The sequence below is a fragment of the Mesorhizobium sp. M4A.F.Ca.ET.050.02.1.1 genome (assembly GCF_003997725.1).
GTDB lineage: Bacteria > Pseudomonadota > Alphaproteobacteria > Rhizobiales > Rhizobiaceae > Mesorhizobium.
In genome coordinates this window covers 1-2,112 of record NZ_RZSG01000936.1, presented here as the reverse complement: position 1 = coordinate 2,112, position 2,112 = coordinate 1, and the positions used below count along the sequence as shown (strand labels likewise).

The window sequence follows — 2,112 nt, the reverse complement described above, 5'->3', positions numbered from 1 at the left end:
ATCGTCGTCTTGCCGGCGCCGGAGCGGCCGATCAGCGCCGTCGAGCGTCCCGCCTTGATGTCGAATGTCGCGGCGTGCAGCACCGCCGCGCGCTGCTCCTCGCTGGCATAGGTGAAGCTCACGCCCTCGAAGGCAATGCGTTCCCCAAGCCCCGGAAACGGCAAGCTGCCTAGCGGTGGCGCTGGCTTGCCGGCGGGGTCCAGCAGCCAGGTCACTTCCTCCAGCGATCCGGACAGCCCCTGCAACTGGCTCCACGACATCTGCAGTGCGCGCATATGCGGCTGCAGCCGGTAAAGCAGGATGAGGAAGGCGGCGGTCAGCGGGAAGCTGACATTGGCGAGAAAGGCGGCGATCACCGTCGCCAGGAACAGCAGCGCATGCAGCACCTCGGTCAGCGGCGGCAGCGCGCCCTGGCGGGTCGCCAGCACGAAGGCGGCGCGCCGCACGCCGTCGGAGGCCGTGTCGAACGCAGCCTGCTCGCGGTCCTCCTGGCCGAAGATGCGGATCAGGCGCCCGGCATGCACCAGATGCAGCATCTGCGAGGCAAGCGCGCTGTTGCGCGCCGCGACGCTGCGGCTCGGCGCCTTGAGCTGCGCCGACAGCATCGCGTGCGCCAGCTGGACGAGCGCCAGCCCCAGCGTCACCAGCAGAGTCATCTGCCAGGACAGAAGCAGCAGGAAAGCGAGCAGGATGACCGCCGCCGAGGCGCTGACGATCGAGCCGAGCAGGGCCTGGATGGCGTCGGACGCGCGCCAGGATTCGTTGGAGATGATGTTGAGCAGCCGGCCGGGGCTCTGCCGCAGGAAGAAGGGATAGCCGATCCGCAGGAGCCGTTCCGACAGCGCGCTGCGGATCGCGAAGCTCGCCTTGCTGTAGATATGGGCGGTCAGCACCGTGTTGGCGAAGCCGAGCAGGTTCTTGAGCAGGATCGAGCCGAGGATCGCCGCCGAAATGACGACCAGCCGCTCGCGCTCGCCGAGCCCGGCGCCGACCTTCTGCAGCAGCGCCGAGAAGCCGCCCATGCCGGTCGCATCGCCATGGCCCATGATGATGCCGAGCAGCGGGATGATCAGGCCGATGCCTAGGCCTTCGAGCGCCGCGGCGGCAAGGCCAAGCAGCACCACGACCGGCAAGAGGCGCATCAACCTGCCGCCCAGCGCGCCGCGCAGCATCGAGAGCGCCGGTGGCAGCGGCCGGATCATCGCGCCCTGGCCTCGGCTTCGCCCGCTTCGGCGCGGCCCAGTGGCTCCGGCGCCGGCCGCCTTGCGATGACAAGCAGTGCGAACTTCGCCGCGCCGGCCAGGTTCATGGCGACGACGGGCCAATGCGACAGCCTGAGCTCAGGATCGAACTTGGGTCCGCCGGCAAGCTCGCGCAGAGCCGCGCGCGCCGCCCAGTAGAAATGGCGCAGCAGCCAGGGCGCGCGGCGGACATGCTTCAGGCAGAGCGCGCCATTGCCGAAATGATAGTCGCGGTGCAGCCGGTCGATTGCCTCGCGGTCACGGCGTCCGTGATGGTGGAAGATTGTCATGTCGGGCACATATTCGACCGGCATGCCGATGAGCATCGCCCGCACCAGATAGTCGGTGTCTTCCGCCGAGCGCAGCGCGCCGCCGGCGCCGAAGCGCTCGTCGAAGGGGCCGATGCGCGCGGCGACGTCGCGGTGCATGGTCATGTTGCAGCCAAGCACGAAGCCACCCGGATGGACGGCCGGCGTCAGCCGCTGGCGCTGTTCGCAGCGCTTGATGGTGAAGGGCAGGTCGCGCGCGTCGCCAAGCTCGACCCGGCCGCCCCGGATCAGCCATTTCTCGCCGCTCGCATAATGCCGCTGCAGGTCGCGCAGATAGGTCGGGTCGAGCTTGCAGTCGTCGTCGACGAAGACCAGCACGCGGCCACGCGCCCGCGCCAACCCGGCATTGCGCGCCGCCGCCAGTCCGGGGCGCGACTCGAGAATCGCGGTGATCGGGATGGTGGAAGCCTCGGCGATTGCCGCCAGGCGCTCTGGCGTGCCGTCGCGCGAGCCGTTGTCGACCACCACCAGCTCGGCCGGGAAGGCCGCATGCGCCCGGCAGGCTGCCTGGATGGAGGCGATGCAGGCTTCCAGCACAGCGA

Annotated in this window: 2 protein-coding genes; both read right to left on the bottom strand. The window is 69.5% G+C overall.

The window, feature by feature from the left end:
- The coding region (locus EOA33_RS33355) for an ABC transporter ATP-binding protein (protein ID WP_190234455.1) at positions 1-1,202 on the bottom strand (1,202 nt) is incomplete at its 3' end.
- Positions 1,199-2,107: a glycosyltransferase gene (locus tag EOA33_RS33350; protein WP_245482514.1), complete on the bottom strand. Its 909-nt coding sequence runs from the start codon at positions 2,105-2,107 to the stop codon at positions 1,199-1,201. The genes EOA33_RS33355 and EOA33_RS33350, both read right to left, overlap by 4 nt.
- Positions 2,108-2,112 lie beyond the last annotated feature (5 nt).